The 16,047-nt window shown below is 62.6% G+C and carries 15 protein-coding genes; 13 read left to right on the forward strand and 2 right to left on the reverse strand.

The genetic code is table 11. The features are described 5' to 3' along the window. The first annotated feature begins 376 nt into the window (after positions 1-376). The 4 genes from CH74_RS08510 to CH74_RS08525 all read left to right on the forward strand — a co-directional run bounded on the left by CH74_RS08510 (position 377) and on the right by CH74_RS08525 (position 4,490). Positions 377-1,147 (forward strand): SDR family NAD(P)-dependent oxidoreductase, encoded by a 771-nt coding sequence (locus CH74_RS08510; RefSeq protein WP_048307042.1) that lies wholly within the window; start codon positions 377-379, stop codon positions 1,145-1,147. A 10-nt stretch (positions 1,148-1,157) separates the two neighbouring features. Continuing rightward, a complete protein-coding gene (locus CH74_RS08515) occupies positions 1,158-2,276 on the forward strand; it encodes an alkene reductase (RefSeq protein WP_048307043.1) in 1,119 nt (372 codons plus the stop codon). A 173-nt stretch (positions 2,277-2,449) separates the two neighbouring features. Continuing rightward, positions 2,450-3,598, forward strand: coding sequence for a helix-turn-helix transcriptional regulator (locus CH74_RS08520; protein WP_048307044.1), 1,149 nt, complete (start codon positions 2,450-2,452; stop codon positions 3,596-3,598). 37 nt (positions 3,599-3,635) lie between these two features. Then, positions 3,636-4,490: an SDR family NAD(P)-dependent oxidoreductase gene (locus CH74_RS08525; protein ID WP_048307045.1), complete on the forward strand. Its 855-nt coding sequence runs from the start codon at positions 3,636-3,638 to the stop codon at positions 4,488-4,490. A 20-nt stretch (positions 4,491-4,510) separates the two neighbouring features. On the opposite strand, the gene CH74_RS08530 is transcribed toward CH74_RS08525, so the two are convergent. Further along, positions 4,511-5,269, reverse strand: coding sequence for an SDR family NAD(P)-dependent oxidoreductase (locus CH74_RS08530; protein WP_216594737.1), 759 nt, complete (start codon positions 5,267-5,269; stop codon positions 4,511-4,513). 36 nt (positions 5,270-5,305) lie between these two features. Then, complete coding sequence (locus tag CH74_RS08535; protein WP_048307046.1) at positions 5,306-6,088, reverse strand: enoyl-CoA hydratase; 783 nt, start codon at positions 6,086-6,088, stop codon at positions 5,306-5,308. 163 nt (positions 6,089-6,251) lie between these two features. On the opposite strand from CH74_RS08535, the gene CH74_RS08540 reads away from it, so the two are divergent. The 9 genes from CH74_RS08540 to CH74_RS08580 all read left to right on the forward strand — a co-directional run bounded on the left by CH74_RS08540 (position 6,252) and on the right by CH74_RS08580 (position 15,945). Further along, positions 6,252-7,034, forward strand: a complete 783-nt coding sequence (locus tag CH74_RS08540) for an SDR family oxidoreductase (protein WP_048307047.1) — start codon at positions 6,252-6,254, stop codon at positions 7,032-7,034. Positions 7,035-7,084: 50 nt separating this feature from the next. Further along, complete coding sequence (locus CH74_RS08545) at positions 7,085-8,131, forward strand: OB-fold domain-containing protein (RefSeq protein ID WP_053070689.1); 1,047 nt, start codon at positions 7,085-7,087, stop codon at positions 8,129-8,131. Between the two features lie 8 nt (positions 8,132-8,139). Continuing rightward, positions 8,140-9,270: an acyl-CoA dehydrogenase family protein gene (locus CH74_RS08550; protein ID WP_048307049.1), complete on the forward strand. Its 1,131-nt coding sequence runs from the start codon at positions 8,140-8,142 to the stop codon at positions 9,268-9,270. After that, entirely contained in the window at positions 9,251-9,661 is a 411-nt protein-coding gene (locus CH74_RS08555) for a MaoC family dehydratase (RefSeq protein WP_216594733.1), read from the forward strand. The genes CH74_RS08550 and CH74_RS08555 overlap by 20 nt, the downstream gene beginning before the upstream one ends. 16 nt (positions 9,662-9,677) lie before the next feature. Beyond that, positions 9,678-10,856 (forward strand): lipid-transfer protein, encoded by a 1,179-nt coding sequence (locus CH74_RS08560; protein ID WP_048307051.1) that lies wholly within the window; start codon positions 9,678-9,680, stop codon positions 10,854-10,856. Positions 10,857-10,866: 10 nt separating this feature from the next. Next, positions 10,867-12,033, forward strand: coding sequence for an acyl-CoA dehydrogenase family protein (locus tag CH74_RS08565; RefSeq protein ID WP_048307052.1), 1,167 nt, complete (start codon positions 10,867-10,869; stop codon positions 12,031-12,033). Positions 12,034-12,047: 14 nt separating this feature from the next. Further along, the gene (locus tag CH74_RS08570) at positions 12,048-13,520 is read left to right on the forward strand and encodes an FAD-dependent oxidoreductase (RefSeq protein WP_048307053.1); all 1,473 of its coding nucleotides are present in this window, start codon (positions 12,048-12,050) and stop codon (positions 13,518-13,520) included. Between the two features lie 86 nt (positions 13,521-13,606). After that, positions 13,607-14,818 (forward strand): acyl-CoA dehydrogenase family protein, encoded by a 1,212-nt coding sequence (locus CH74_RS08575; RefSeq protein ID WP_048307054.1) that lies wholly within the window; start codon positions 13,607-13,609, stop codon positions 14,816-14,818. Next, positions 14,815-15,945, forward strand: coding sequence for an acyl-CoA dehydrogenase family protein (locus tag CH74_RS08580; protein WP_048307055.1), 1,131 nt, complete (start codon positions 14,815-14,817; stop codon positions 15,943-15,945). The genes CH74_RS08575 and CH74_RS08580 overlap by 4 nt, the downstream gene beginning before the upstream one ends. The last annotated feature ends 102 nt before the right edge of the window (positions 15,946-16,047 follow it).

The following is a 16,047-nucleotide window of genomic DNA, read 5'->3' on the forward strand; positions in this document are numbered from 1 at the left end:
GCCGGTTTTTTGCGTCCTTGTAGGAGCTCGCTTCAGCGAGCGATGGAGTATCCCCCCATCGCTCAATAAATTGGGCTCCTACCAAAACCAGTGGACCAGCTATTGGGGAAAAGTAAGATCGGCCCACACCGGTAGGAGCCGATGCTTGTAAAAAAGCATCGGCTTTTTTGTACGTGCGCGTGAAGGCTCACTTCGACCAGGGCTGGAAAATGCCGCTATTGCCCGATAAAGCGGTCTTCTACGAAAACCCTAGTCCCCCTGGACGATGGTAAGCCGAGACGGACGTTCTAGGGTGAAACCATTACGGCTGGCGGCACTGATCCGATAAAGGCGATCAGCGTGGGCGATAACGAATCAAGCGACGGCGAGGGGGAGCATGAACGCAGCGTTACAGGACAAGGTGGCTTTCGTGACCGGGGGTGGCAGTGGCATCGGTGAGGCGACCGCCAAGCTGATGGCTCAGCAGGGGGCCTTGGTCATCGTCGGTGGACGTCGGCGCGAGCCGCTTGAAAATGTCGTCTCGCAGATCCGCGAGGCCGGCGGAAAGGCCGAAGCCCGGGTGGTGGACGTCAGCGATGAATCCGCCTTCGTCTCGGCGCTGGAAGAGGTCGCGAAGCAACACGGTGGGCTCGATATTCTGGTCAACAACGCCATGGCCTTCAACTGGGGCCCCATCGACGAGATGACCACCGAGCAGTGGCACGAGAATTTCACCACTACCGTGGATGGCACCTTCTGGGGTACCCGCACGGCGCTGCGCTTGATGAAGGAGAAAGGCGGCGCGATCGTCAACATGGCTTCCATCTGCGGCGAACTGGGAACCCCCTGGATGTCCGGGTATTCCGCCTCCAAGGCGGCGGTCATCAACTTTTCCCGAGCCGCCGCCGGAGAAGGCGCCCCCCATGGCATTCGCGTCAACGTGGTGGTGCCCGCCGTGGCGGAAACCCCGGCCACCGCCGGCATGCTCTCCGACGAGAAAGCCCGACGCAATACCGAGAAACTGATTCCCATGGGGCGAGTCGGACGACCGGAAGAGCTCGCCAGTGCCATCGTCTTCCTGGCCAGCGACGCCGCTTCCTATATTACCGGTGCTGCCCTGCCCGTGGATGGCGGTCGCGGTGCGGTGCTGGTCACGGCTCTGGATTGAGGGAGGTCTCATGAGCAACGACAATACGGCGCAGCTGACCCCCACGGCCGGGGAGCGTGAAGCCTTGCTGAGTCCTGTGGAGCTGGGTGCCCTGCACTTGAGCAATCGCATCGTGATGGCACCGATGACCCGCAATCGCGCCCATCCGGATGGGGTGCCCACGGACATCATGGTCGATTACTACGCGGCCCGGGCCGAGGCCGGCCTGATCGTCGCCGAAGGCACCTGGCCGAGCGTCACGGGGCAGGCCTATTGTCGCCAGCCTGGCATCGAGACCCAGGCACACATTGCCGGCTGGCGCGCGGTGACCGATGCGGTGCATGCTCGAAGCGGGCTGATCGTGCTGCAGGTCATGCACGCCGGACGTATCGGCAGCCGGCATATCAAGCCGGAGGGGGTGGAGACCGTGGCGCCCTCCGCCATCCAGGCCGCCGGGGAGGTGTTCACTGATGCCGCCGGCATGCAGCCCTACGATGAACCCCGGGCGTTGAACCGAGAGGAAGTTCAGGCGGTGGTCGAAGAGCATCGTCAGGCAGCGCTCAATGCTCGGGAAGCCGGCTTCGACGGCGTCGAGCTGCACGTGACCAGCGGCTACCTGCCCATGCAGTTTCTGTGCTCCGGAACCAACCAGCGCACGGATGAGTACGGCGGCAGCATCGCTAATCGGGTGCGCTTTGTCGTTGAGTGCCTCGAGGCCATGGCGAATGCCATCGGAGCAGACCGCGTGGCCCTGCGCGTCAATCCGGGCAATACCTTCAACGACACCCAGGACGACGATCCCGAGGCCAGCCACCGAGAGCTGGTTCGTCAGGCCTCGACGCTAGGCTTGGCCTACCTGCACATGATGAGTTCGCCACTGCCGGAGCTCGATGCCTTTGCCCTGGGTAAGGCGTATTTCCCGGATCGCCTGATCCTCAACAATAGCTTCGACCCGGACAGTGCCACCCACGCCGTGGCAGAAGGCCAGGGAGCGGCGGTATCTTTCGCGCGACACTTCATTGCCAATCCGGACCTGGTGCGGCGCATCCGTGACGATCTACCCCTGTCGAAATTCAATCGTAAGACGCTCTATACCCCAGGTGCGACCGGTTACAGTGATTATCCACGTGCGGATATTGATCAAGGATGATATGACAACGTTCGGGAGCTTGATGGGCAGTGGGGAGCGTTGGCAACTCACAAGGCGCCACAAACATGCTTTTTTGTAAACTGATGGCACGGTGCTATCAGGAGCTGTCCAGCGCCGAGGAGCAGTTGCCCTGCAAAAAAGGCCTCTCACGATAATGATAATAGGGGTGAGACGTGAACAAGTACGCACTAAGTCTGGATGTATACGACAACATCATAGGGGAGCTCTACGAAGCGGCTCAGGATAGCCGGCAATGGTCCGTACCGCTCGAGAGAATACGCGCACTGTTCAAGGCCAACTTCGTCACCCTGATTCTCAAGGTGCCGGATCAAAACGAAATGGGACTGATGGTCGCGGTCGGGATTGCCGGCGAAGAAACCGTTCGCTATCTGCCTTATCAACATACGTTGACACCTTTCGTGAATCAGCCGCCGGACAAGGTGTTCACCGTCGATGACATCATGAGCGAGCAGGAGTGGCGCGAAAATACCTATCGCAAGCACTGGTGCGCTCAGCATGATGCCTTTCATGTCATGGGGGTGGACATCTCTGCGCCGGCAGGGGGCAAGCTGCGCTTTCGTATCACGCGCCCCGAGGGGGATGAGCCGTTCAGCAACGACGAACGACAAATGTGTGAATGTCTGCTGCCCCACCTGCGTCGTGCCCTGAACATTCACAATCTGCTCGATCGCAGCGAGTCCCTGGGATCGCTTTACTCTCACGCCATCGAGCGTCTTTCCATCGCCACCATCATCGTCGACGAGTCCGGCAAGGTGATCGATCAGAATCTTTATGCGCGAGGATTGTTGAAAAGCGGCGATGGCCTGAAGATCGTCGGCGGCCGTCTCGAGGCTTTCTATCCCAGCGATAACAAGGTGCTGCGTCAGATCATTCGCGACGCCTTCGCCAACGACCATGAGTCGGGTCTGGCCAAGGTGCCGGAGGCCATGTCCCTGACCCGGCCTTCCGGTGAGGTCAATCTGGGCGTGGTGGTTGAAGCGATTCCCAGCAGTGGTTGGGCGGAAAGCAAGGGTCAACCCTCGGCGGTCGTGTATGTGCGCGATTCCGTGAGTCGCTCCCAGACCAGCAGCGAGGTGGCCAAAAAACTCTTCGGTTTGACCCCGGCGGAAACGGCGCTTTCGTTGCAGCTGACCAACGGCCTGTCTCTAGAAGAAGCCGCCGAGGAACTGGGCATTCGTCGTAACACCGCCCGGGCGCATCTGCGCTCGATCTTCTCCAAGACCGGGGTGCGTCGCCAGACCGAGCTGGTACGTATTTTCCTCAACAGCGTGGCGCCGCTAGGGGGTGAGAATGTCGAGTGAACGCGGGCAAGGAAGAAACGAGCAAGGAAGGCATGGGATGAGGCAGGTAGCCTTCATTACCGGGGCGAGCCGGGGGATCGGGCGGGAAACGGCGATCGCTTTCGCTCGCGCCGGTTTCGATATCGCCATCAGCGCCCGTACTTTGGAAGAGGGCGAAGTGTACGAACACGCCATTCGCCAGGCGGACGGCACGCCGTTGGCAGGCAGCCTGGCGGCGACCGCCGAGGCCGCCCGGGCCTTTGGTGGCGAAGTATTGAGCCTGCGCATGGACCTTCTGGATAGCGCGTCGGTGCGCCAGGCCGGCCGGCAAGTGGTCGATCATTTCGGCCGGCTGGATGTGCTCATCAATAACGCCATTTACCAGGGCAGCGATCTCAACCTGCCCTTCATGGAGCTCACTGCGGATACCTTGGAGCGGGTCGCCCAGGGTTATCTGCTGGCGCCGTTCGTACTGACCCGGGAAGTGATGCCGACCATGCTCGAACAGGGCGGAGGCACCGTGATCAACATCACCTCCGGCGCCGGGGAAAGCGATCCGCCGGTGCCCGCAGGCAAGGGTGGCTGGGGCTACGCTTACGGCGCCGGCAAGGCGGCAGTATCGCGGCTTTCCGGAATTCTCACCAAGGAGCTGGGCGAGCAGGGCATCCGCGCCTTTACCCTCAATCCCGGGGTGGTAACTACGGAGACCCTCAAGGCCACCATCGGCGAAGCCGGCGTCATTGCCTTGCGTAACGGCTCGGCACCGCCGGAGCTGCCCGCAGCGGTGATGCTATGGCTGGCCACCGCGCCGGGAGCCGCCGACTACCAATGTCGCACCCTGCACGCTCAGCCCTTCGCCAAGGAGCAGGGAATCGCATCAGCTTTGAGTGTCGAACAATCAATGTCTTCCTGAATTTGCCGTTGGCGCGGGTCTCACGCCATCAACCCGCCGCCATTGAGCGCGTGTACCTGGCCGGTGACCCAGCCGGCTTCCTCTGAAGCAAGATAGGCCACCCCGGCGCCGACGTCTTCTGGGCTGCCGGCACGACCTGCGGGAGTGCTCTTGCGGGCCATGGTCTCGGCACCTTCCCCATTGTTCATGATGCCCAGCGACAGGGCGTTGACCGTGACCCCCTGGCGACCGGTTTCAGCCGCCAGCTGGCGCACCAGTCCCACCACCCCGGCCTTGGAGGCGGCGTAGGCGGCAATGCCCATGGGCACCCCGGCCCGCCAGGATTCCGAGGTGATGGCGATGACTCGTCCCCAGCCTTGTTCCAGCATGCCGGGCAGCACCGCGTGACAGCCGTGCATCAGGGCGTAAAGATTGAGATCGATGAAGGGCTTCCAGTCTTCCGGTGTGGAATCCACGAAGCGTCCATAGTTCATGCCACCCACCGGCACCCCGGCGTTGGAGACATAGATATCCAGGCTGCCTAGCTCTCCCTGCACCCTGGCGACCATCTCGCGCACCTGGGCGTAGTCGGTGACATCCGCCGGCACCGCCAGGGCCTTGAGGCCTTCCGCTTCGAGAGTTGCCACGGCGTCCCGGGCACGCTCCGGGTAGAAGTCGTTGATGGCGACGCTCGCGCCTGACGAGCCAGGGTACGAGCGACGCCCAGGCCCATGCCGCGACCGGCGCCGGTGACCAGGGCAACCTTGTCGTTCAGGGAAAACAGCGGTGAAGTCATGAATCGTCTCCTGACATGAATACTTTCCTACAGAGAAATCTTATTCGCCGGTGAAGCGCGGGTGACGCTTGTCGATGAAAGCCTGCATGCCTTCCTTCTGATCCCGGGAGGCAAACAGCAGGGCGTTGGCCTTGCGTTCCAGGGCCAAGGCGCTTTCCAGGGACGCATCCATTCCCGCGAGAATCACCTCCTTGATCTGCTCTGAAGCCAACGGCGGCATACGGGCAATGCCTTGCGCCATGTTCACGGCGGTATCCAGCACCTTGTCGTCCGGGACTAGTTCGCTGACCAGTCCTGCTACCCAAGCGTCATGGGCAGAGATCGGCTTGCCGGTCAGGGCCATCTGCATGGCCTTGGTCTTGCCCACGGCACGTACCAGACGCTGGGTGCCGCCAATGCCCGGCATGATGCCGATGCGGATTTCCGGCTGGCAGAAGCTCGCCCCCTCGCCGGCGACGATGATGTCGGCGAGCATTGCAAGCTCGCAGCCGCCGCCGAAGGCGTAGCCGCACACCGCCGCCACTACTGGCTTGGGGCAATGACGAATTGGACTCCATAGGCGTTCGGTATGGCGCTTGTAGATCTCGATGGGATCCGCGTCGGCGAGGGTGGTGATATCGCCCCCGGCGGCAAAGACCTTGTCACCGCCGGTCAGTACGATGCAGCGCACCGCGTCGTCGTGGCTTAGCTCGCGAAAATGATTCGCCAACTCTTGTTGCAGCTCCAGGCTCAGAGCATTGGTAGCAGCAGGACGGTTCAGGCGCACCAGGGCCACGCCCTCGGCGGGCCGCTCGAGTAACACCAGAGGCGCGGTGTTGGACATGGTTCATCCTCGCAAGTGGCTTGAGGCTTGGGCAGGCAGAAAGATATCTAATGGCTGACATTGTTTGATCCCCCCCTTTATACGGCATCGTCCGTTCAGACGAAGAGCATCCGGGGCGACGCTCTCTAGACTGGCTGCAAGCTATGCAGCAAGGGAGACAGTCATGTCCAGTGCACCAGCACTCAATTATGAGGGTCGGGTGGTCCTGGTCACCGGCGGTACCAAGGGGATCGGGGCGGGTATCGCCGCCTGCTTCCTGGGCGCCGGGGCCGAGGTGATCGTCTGTGGACGCAAGCCGCCGGAAGCCTTGCCGGCGTCGAACGGCCGGGAAGCGAACTTTATCGCCGCAGACGTGCGCGACGGTGACTCCCTGCAGGCGCTGTTCGACGAGATCAAAGAGCGTTACGGCCGCCTGGACGTGGTGATCAACAACGCCGGGGGCAGCCCCATGGCGATGGCAGACGAGGCCTCGCCGCGCTTTCACGAGGCTATTTTGCGGCTCAATCTGATCGCCCCGCTTAACGTCGCCCAGCAGGCCAACCGGCTGATGCAGGCTCAGGAGCAGGGCGGCACCATCGTTTTCATCGGCAGTATCAGCGCACTGCGCGCATCACCGGGCACCGCCGCCTACGGCGCCGCCAAGGCCGGGATACTTTCCCTGGTCCAGTCCCTGGCGGTGGAGTGGGCGCCCAAGGTGCGGGTGGTGGCGGTCAGCCCCGGTTTGATTCGTACCGAGCAGTCGCATCTGCATTACGGCGACGAGGCGGGCATCAAGGCGGTGGGAGAGACCATCCCTGCTGGTCGAATGGGTGAGCCCGAGGACATCGGCAACGCCTGTCTGTACGTGGCCTCGCCCCTGGCTAGCTACGCCAGCGGCTGCAATCTGCTGCTGCATGGGGGCGGCGAGCGGCCGGCCTTCCTCGACGCGGGTGGCAGCAAATCATAATCAATCAGTTGCCATCCTCCTCGGGTGGCCCGGAGCTTCAGGAGACGACCTTGGCTGAATATGAATGGATGACCGACGTACGTGCCATGGTAGGGCGGGAGTATGGCCGCACCTATGCCTGGGATCGGGTCAACGAGGCGATGATTCGCCAATGGTGCGAAGTGATGGGCGTAGTCAACCCGCTTTACACCGATGCGGATGTTGCTCGTCAGTCGGAGTTTGGTGCCATCGTGGCGCCACCGGCGATGCTGCAGGCCTGGTGTCTGGCCGGCCTCAACGACGAGTATCCCCCGGGCTCCACCGAGGAAAGCCCCTACGAGGTGCTCAAGCAGATCGAGGCCCAGGGTTATCCATCCGTGGTGGCGGTCAACTCCGAGCTGACCTTCGATCGCTACATCACCGTCGGTGAGCGGCTTTATTACACCACTCGGCTGGAATCGATCAGCGAGGAGAAGACCACCGGACTCGGCACCGGCTTCTTCGTCACCCTGATCATGACCTATTTCTCCGAGCAGCCCAGCGCCGCCGAACCGGACCCGGGCAAGTTCGGTAGCGAACAGCCCAGCATCGAGGACGAGAAGGTCGGTGAGCTGCTGTTTCGCGTCTTCAAGTTCCGCGCGGCGCAACGCGATGAGAGCCAAGCCAACGCGAACAAGGCAAAAGCGGCGGATCACGAAAACAGCGCCGAGAAACCCGCTATCAAGCGCCCTCAGCCTGGCGTCAGTGACGATACCCGCTTCTTCTGGGAAGGCGCCAGGGAAGGCAAGCTGTTGATCCAGCACTGCACCGCCTGTGATCGCCTGCAGCATCCCCCGGGGCCGGTGTGCATGCACTGTCACGCCTTCGAGCTGGATAGCGTCGAGGTCAGCGGCGGCGGCGAGCTGTACTCCTTCGTGATCATGCACTACCCCGAAGTGCCGCCCTTCGAGCATCCCAACCCCATCGGTCTGATCGAACTGGACGAGGGTGTGCGCCTGATCGCCGGTCTGGTCGATGTGGACCAGGACGCCCTCGAGATCGGTCAGCGTTTGCAGGTGGAGTTTCGCACCTTCGACGATGATCTGACCCTGCCGCTGTTCCGGCCGGCAAGTGCCTAGGAGAACCCATGGACTTTTCATTCAACGACGATCAGCGCGCCATCGCCGACATGGCCCAGAGTCTGTTCGCGGACAACTGTAGCGATGACCATCTCAAGGCCTTCGATGCCTCTGGCGAGCCTTACATGAGCGAGCTGTGGGGCACCTGCGTGGAAACCGGTTTGGCAGCGCTGTATATCCCGGAATCCGTGGGTGGCAGCGGCCTGGGCATGACTGATTTGATGCTGGTGCTGCAGGCCCAGGGCGAGGTGCTGGCGCCGGTGCCGCTATGGCGCCATCAGCTGGCCACGGCGACCCTGGCGGAGTTTGCCGAAGCAGGGGTGTTTTCTTTGGAAGGCGCTGCGACTGGCGAAACCCTGCTGACCCTGTCCCTGCACGAGCACCACGATGCTCGTGGCATCGCCTTGAGAGGCACGTCTCATTCGGATGGCTGGCGACTCGATGGCCGTGTGAAAGCGGTCCCTCTGGCCGCTCAGTCCGCTTTGGCCCTGGTGCTGGCGGAACTACCGGAAGGGCCGCGTCTGGTGGTTCTGGACCCCCAGGCCCAAGGCGTGCAGCGTCAAGAAGGAGTGATGATGCAGGGCGAGCCGGTAGCTGATCTCGTGCTCGAAAACGTCATTCTGCCGACGTCTCATGTGCTGCCCGAGGCGGCCATCGATTGGCTGAAGACACGCAGCGTCGCCGCCCTGTCGGCGTTGCAGCTCGGCGTCAGCGAGGCACATCTCAAGCGCACCGTGGAATACATCAGCGAGCGGCGTCAGTTCGATCGCACCATCGGCAGCTTCCAGGCGGTGCAGATGAGCATGGCGGACGCCCAGATCGCGCTGGAGACGCTGCGCTCGACCCTGTGGCAGCTGTGCTATCGCCTCGATGCTGGCCTACCGGCCCCCGCCGAGGCTCGAGCGGTGGCCTATCTGGCCTGCGAGGCGGGTCATGGCATCGGCCACAAGGCCCAGCACGTTCACGGCGGCGTCGGGGTGGATTTGAGCTATCCGATCTATCGCTATCTGTACTGGAGCCGCGCCCTGGGCCTCGAATTGGGAGGCGCCAGCGCCGCCCTCGATGACCTGGGCGACTGGCTGGCCCACAACGATACCTTGGGATGGAAATATGACCTCGATGAATACGCAACGCTTTGATGACGTCACTACCGGCGACACCCTGCCGGAGTTGTCCATCCCGATCACCGTGGCGCTGATTACCGCCGGGGCCATCGCCACCCGGGATTATTTTCCCGGCCATCACGACAAGGATGCGGCTCGGGAACTGGGTTCGCCGCACATCTTCATGAACATCCTTACCACCAACGGTTTGGTGCAGCGGTTCGTGGAAGGGTGGGCGGGCCCCGAGGCTCGGCTTGGCTCGCTGAAGATCAAGCTGGGAGCCCCCAACTACCCTGGCGACACCATGACCTTCAACGGTGAGGTGGTGTCTCGGGATGATTCGAACCGCACCGTGGAGGTGGCGATTCAGGGCCTTAATTCCATGGGCAAACACGTCACCGGCACGGTCGGCGTCGCGCTGCCATGAGCCAGGGAGAATACGCATGATGGATACCTCACTGAGCGGCCAGGCCGCCATCGTCGGTCTCGGCGCCACGGAGTTCTCCAAGAACTCCGGGCGTACCGAGCTGCGTCTGGCCATGGAAGCAACCCTAGACGCCTTGAAAGATGCGGGCATCGATCCGTCGGAGGTGGACGGCTTCAGCTCCTACTCCGTGGACAAGGTGCCGGAGTACGAGATTGCCCGTCTGCTGGGCTGCAAGGAAGTGCGCTTCTTCTCGCAAATTCCTCATGGTGGCGGGGCGGCCTGCGCGCCGATCCTGCACGCCGCCATGGCGGTGGCCACCGGTGTGGCCAATACCGTGGTGGTCTATCGGGCTATGAACGAGCGTTCCTGGTATCGATTCGGCAGCGGTAGCTACGGCTTTGCCTCCACGCCGATCTTCGAGAACGTCAACTACGGCTGGTACATGCCCCACGGCTTCCACACGCCGGCAGCCTGGGTGGGCATGTTCGCCCGGCGCTACATGCATACCTATGGCGCCACCTCCGAGGACTTCGGCCGGGTCGCCGTGGCGGCCCGGGACTTCGCCGCCACCAATCCCAACGCCTTCTTTTATGAGAAGCCGATCACCCTCGAGGATCATCAGAACTCCCGCTGGATCTGCGAGCCGCTGCATCTGCTCGACTGCTGTCAGGAGTCCGACGGTGCCGTGGCCATGGTGATCACCCGGGCGGATCGGGCCAAGGATTTGAAAGCCAAACCGGTGATCGTCAAGGCTGGTTCCCAAGGCATCGCTAACGGCCAGCAGATCATGACCTCCTTCTACCGGGACGACATCACCGGCCTGCCGGAGATGGGGGTGGTCGCCAAGGAACTCTATGCCCAATCGAAGCTCGGGCCGGAGGATTTTCAGACCGCGATCATCTACGACCACTTCACGCCTTTCGTGTTGCCCCAGCTCGAGGAGTTTGGCTTCGTGCGCCGCGGCGAGGCCAAGGAATTCATTCGCGAAGGCCATCATGCCCGAGGCGGCAAGCTACCCATCAACACCCACGGCGGCCAGATCGGTGAAGCCTATATCCATGGCATGAATGGCGTCGCCGAGGCGGTACGTCAGGTGCGGGGCAGCGCCGTCAATCAGGTGGCGGACGTAGAGAATGTGCTGGTCACCGCCGGTACCGGGGTGCCTACCAGCGGCCTGATTCTGGGAACAACGTGAGGAAGACGCCATGTTTGTGGATTTGACTGCGGAGCAGCACGATCTGCGCCGCCGCGTACGCGACTATTTTACCTCGCTCATGACCCCGGAACTGCGTCAGCGGCTACGTGGCAAGGAAGGTGGGGACGAGTTCCGCCAGGTCGTGCGCCAGATAGGTCAGGACGGCTGGCTCGCCGTGGGCTGGCCCAAGGAGCACGGTGGCCAGGGGTTCAAGGCAACCGAGCAGTTGATCTTCTTCGAGGAAGCCAATATCGCCGGCGCTCCGCTGCCTTTCGTCACCATCAGCACCGTGGGTCCGGCACTGATGGAGTTTGGCACCGAGCTGCAAAAGGAGCGCTTCTTGCCAGGCATTGCCGCTGGGGAGATTCATTTTGCCATCGGCTACTCCGAGCCGGATGCAGGCTCGGATCTTGCGACCTTGAAAACCAGTGCACGGCTCGAGGGTGACAATTTTCTCATCAACGGCAGCAAGCTATGGACCTCCGGCGCGGATTCCGCGGACTTCATCTGGCTGGCGGCGAGGACCGATCCGGAGCGTCCGCGGCATAAGGGTGTCTCGATCCTGATTCTGGACACTACCGAGCCAGGCTTCTCCAGCACGGTGATTCCTACCTGCAGCAATCCCACGGCGGCGACTTACTACGATGATGTAAAAGTGCCTCGGGAGATGCTGGTGGGTGAGCTCAATGGCGGCTGGAAGCTGCTCACTTCTCAGCTCAATCACGAGCGCCTTGGATTGGGGTCCTGGTCCGACAAGGCGGCGGGCATGTTCCGCCGCGTCTATCTTTGGGCTCGGGAGCCGGATGAGCAGGGTCGTCGCGCCATCGATCGGCCTTGGGTGCAGCGCGCCCTTGCGGAATGCTATGCCCGGCTCGAGGCCATGCGTCTGATCAATTTTCGCATTGCAGCGGATCTGGAAGCAGGGCACATGGACGTGGCGCTTGCTTCGATCACCAAGGTCTACGGCTCGGAATCCGCCGTCGAGATTCTACGTCGGCTGAGCGAGGTGGTGGGTGCCAGCAGTTTGGTTCGCGAGGGGTCCGCCGCGGCGGTGCTGCTTGGCGAGCTGGAATATGAACTGCGCGCCTCGGTGACCTTGACCTTCGGTGGCGGCACCAACGAGATTCAGCGCGAATTGATCGCCCAGTTTGGGCTAGGGTTGCCGCGGGGAAGATAAACGGAGGCCACATAATGAGCGACTATTCTCCCGCCCGGCCCTGCCGACTCGAGAACGTGCCCCAGTGGGACATCGAGACGGACGTGGCCATTGTAGGCTTTGGCGCCGCAGGCAGCTGCGCCGCTATCGAGGCCCGGGAAATCGGGGCAGAAGTAGAGGTATTCGAGGTCGCTTCAGAAGCCGGCGGCAGCGCCTCCTGGTCCGGAGGCGAGGTCTATGTCGGCGGCAGTGGCGGCACGTCCGTGCAACGCGAGGCGAACTTTACCGATACCACCGAGGCCTTCGAGCGCTATCTCATGATGGCCGGGGGGCCGGCGGCGGACGCGCAGCGGGTGGCGCTTTACGCTCAGAGCGGTGTGGCGCATTTCGAATGGCTCAAGGCCCAGGGCGTGCCCTTCAAGGGTACCTACCTGCCGGGCAAGTGGATCGAGCCTACTACCGACGACACCCTGCTGTGGTCCGGCAATGAACAGGCCTGGCCGTTTTGCGAGCAAGCCACCCCGGCACCGCGCGGCCATACCGCCCAGTTCAAGGGCTGGGGCGGCGGCAAGGTGCTGATGGAAAATCTTTGCGCTCGCGCCGAGACGATGGGGGCCAAGGTGCATTATGGCGCCCGCACGTTGTGCTTGATCGTTGACGGCGAAGGTGCGGTCCAGGGATTGGTGGTGCGCCTCGACGGCAAGCCGCGCTTCGTGCGCGCCCGCCGGGGCGTGATCCTGTGCGCCGGGGGCTTTATCGCCAATCGAGAGATGGTGACGCGTTTCGTGCCCCAGGCGCTGGCCTGCAAGCAGCAGGTCACCGGCGGCAACGATGACGGCTCCGGCATTCGCATGGGCATCGGCGTGGGTGCGGCGACCCTGAACATGCAAGAATTCTTCGCCACTTTGCCGTTTTTCCCACCGGAATCCTTGGTCAAGGGTATTTTCATCAACAATCGCGGCCAGCGTTTCATCAACGAGGACACCTACCACGGCCGGGTGGCCCACTACGTGCTGCGTCAACCGGAAGGGCGGGCCTGGCTGCTGGTGGACAACGCCATCTTCGGCCGCCCGGTGATCGAGCCGAATATCGACATCGCCGCGGTAGGAGAGTCCTGGGAAGAAGTGGAGCAGGAGCTGGGCCTGCCCGAAGGCGCACTGCAACATACCGTGGAAGAGTTCAATCGCCATGCCGCTCAGGGAGAAGATCCCTACTTTCACAAAGGCGCCGACTGGCTGCGCCCGCTCAATGAGCCGCCTTTCGCCGCGATCGCCTACTCTCCCGAGGACACCAACTTTCATGCCTTCACCCTGGGCGGCCTTGCAACGCGGCCCAGCGGCGAGGTATTGGACGCGGACGGTCAGCCTGTCCGCGGGCTCTACGCCGCCGGACGTACCGCCTGCGGCCTGCCGCGCTGGGGGGAGGGCTACAGCTCCGGGCTGTCTTTGGGGGATTCCACCTTCTTTGGGCGCCAGGCCGGGCGTCAAGCGGCGGTACAAGAGCCGTGATCCCGCGTGTTCTCGTCCATCCGGACGACGAGGCGCTCGCGGGCGCGCTTAGGGTAAAGGTAGATGATAAGGCAAAAGGCAAACCCATGAACGACAACGACAAAGACGCGTTTCGCCAGCAGGTGCGGGAGTGGCTCGAGGCCAACTGCCCGCCGTCGCTGCGCACCCCGACCCCGGAAGACGAGATGGTGTGGGGCGGCAGCAACGTCGGCTTCAAGACCGAGGATCAGCGTCTGTGGTTCGAGCGCATGCGCGACAAGGGCTGGTTTTGCCCGGACTGGCCTAAGGAGTACGGCGGCGGCGGGCTTTCACGTCAGGAAGTCGCGATCCTCGAGGCGGAACAGCGCCGGCTGCGCTGTCGTCCGCCGCAGATCAATCTGGGCATCTGGATGCTTGGTCCGGTGCTGCTGGAATATGGCAGCGAGGAACAGAAAAAGCGCTTGTTGCCCCCCATGACTCGGGGCGAGGTGCGCTGGTGTCAGGGCTTCAGTGAGCCCAATGCCGGCTCGGATCTGGCCAATATCCGCACCACCGCCAAGGATGCCGGGGATCACTTTTTGGTCGATGGCACCAAGATATGGACCTCCTACGGTGACAAGTCCGACTGGATGTATGCCCTGGTTCGGACGGATTCTCAGGCACCCAAGCATCAGGGCATCAGCCTGCTGGTGCTGGACATGCACGCACCCGGGGTGAGCGTGGCGCCGATCCATCTGATCAGCGGCAAGTCTACCTTCTGTCAGGTGTTCTTCGATGGGGTCGAAGTGCCCAAGGAGAACCTGATCGGCCCGCTCAACGGCGGCTGGTCCCTGGCCAAGAAGCTGCTGCAGCACGAGCGCAGCGCCATGTCCAAGTTCGGCGAGTTCAGCTTGCCCACCCATTTCCATTTGATGCCGCTGATCCAGGAATACCTGCCGCAACCTCATACCCCGGCGGACACCGCCCTGCATGCCCGGGCTACCGCCTGCGCCATGGAGGAAGCAGCCTATAATCTTACCGTGCAGCGCATGGGCGAAGAGGGCCAGGCGGGTCAGGACGTCTCCGGGCTGATGGCGATCATGAAGCTGGTACATACCGAGCAGGAGCGTGTGAAGTTCGAGGTGCTGCTGGACGCCATGGGTTATCGCGCTCTGGGCTGGGCCGGCGAGACCTTCACCGATCAGGAAAAGGCGATCGACAAGGCCTGGCTCAACAGCTTCACCCAGACCATCGCCGGCGGCTCCTCGGAGGTGCAGCTCAACGTCATCGCCAAACGGGTGCTGGATCTGCCGGACGCCCCTAAAGGAGCCAAGCCATGAGTCTGGTCTATTCCGAAGAACATCGCATGCTGGCGGACTCCGCCCGGGATTTTCTCACCGAGCGCAGCCCGGTGGCCGCCCAGCGCGCCCTGCGGGATCAAGAGGATACCCTGGGTTTCGATCCGACCACCTGGCGGGAAATGATCGAACTGGGCTGGAGCGGAATTCCCTTTGCCGAGCAGTACGGCGGCCTGGAGTTCGGCATGAAGGGCATGGGCGCGGTCTTCGAGGAGCTGGGCCGGGAACTTAGCCCCTCGCCGATGCTTTCCAGTGTGGTCTTGGCTGGCTCCCTGATAGGAGCAGCAGGCAGCGTCGATCAGCGCCAGGACTGGCTGCCGCTGCTGATTCAGGGCGAAAAACGCCTGGCCCTGGCAGTGGACGAAGGCGCCCGCCATGACCCTAGCCGCCTGAGCCTGACCGCCAAACGGGAATCCGTCGGCTATCGCCTTTCCGGTGACAAGGTCATGGTACTCGACGGCCATGAAGCAGACGGCTGGATCGTTGCCGCTCGAACTGATGAAGGCGATGACGACGTCAGCCTGTTTTTGGTACCCGCCGGCACCTCCGGCGTCTCCACTACTCGGCTTTGGCTGGTGGACTCTCGCAATGTCGCCAACCTGCATCTCGATAACGTCGTGCTTGATGCATCCTATCTGCTGGGCGAGCCGGGCCGAGGCAAGGCCGCTTTGGAACGCGCTCTGGATCATGGGCGAGTCTGTCTGGCAGCGGAAATGCAGGGCATCTGCGAGACGCTCTTTGCCACGACCCTCGACTACCTGCGTACTCGCGTGCAGTTCGATGTACGCATCGGCAGCTTCCAGGCCCTGCAGCACCGCGCCGCCTGGCTCCACGTGGAGCTGGCGCTTGCCCGCAGCACCCTTATGGCGGCGCTGGACGCCATCGACCGCGGCGCGCAAGACGCCGCCGCCCAAGTCAGCCTCGCCAAGTGGAAGGTCGGCCAGATGGCGGACCGGGTCGGCAACGAAGCGGTGCAGCTGCACGGCGGCATCGGCGTCACCGACGAACTCAATATCGGCCTCTATCTCAAGCGTTTGCGGGTCGCTCAGGCTAGCCTTGGTGATGCGGACTACCACCTCGCTCGTTATGCGGAGTTGTCGCAGGAGTAGAGATGAAAGTAGGGAGTGTCGAACAAGAAAGCCGAGGCGTTGAGCCTCGGCTTTCTTGTTTGTAACGAGTTTTACCTTCGTAAAATAAACGGTGCGCTATTC

Source organism: Halomonas sp. PR-M31, from assembly GCF_001039575.1.
Lineage (GTDB): Bacteria > Pseudomonadota > Gammaproteobacteria > Pseudomonadales > Halomonadaceae > Modicisalibacter.